Genomic DNA, 207 nt, shown 5'->3' with positions numbered 1-207 from the left:
TCCCCGAAGCCCCCGACGGCTGGCTGGTACTCAGCATGGAACACAGCGGCAGCCGCGATACCGCCTACAGCCATACCTTTACCGCTATACCCGCCCAACACACCTTCCGCCCCGAACGCACCACACCGCGCCCCCACATCGCCGGCACACTGCCCGCACGGGTGACCGCGGCGGAGAACTGCACCTACGCCTACATCGACGACATGG

General features: G+C 66.7%; 1 protein-coding gene. It reads left to right on the top strand.

The genetic code is table 11. The features are described from left to right. Nucleotides 1–207, top strand: a 207-nt coding sequence (locus HMPREF2726_RS14210) for a hypothetical protein (protein WP_168163286.1), incomplete at both ends; no start/stop codon positions are given.

It is taken from the genome of Neisseria sp. HMSC074B07, from assembly GCF_001810355.1.
In the GTDB taxonomy this organism is placed as follows: Bacteria; Pseudomonadota; Gammaproteobacteria; order Burkholderiales; family Neisseriaceae; genus Neisseria.
The sequence above is the reverse complement of the archived record's forward strand: the minus strand, read 5'-3'. Positions and strand labels throughout refer to the sequence as shown.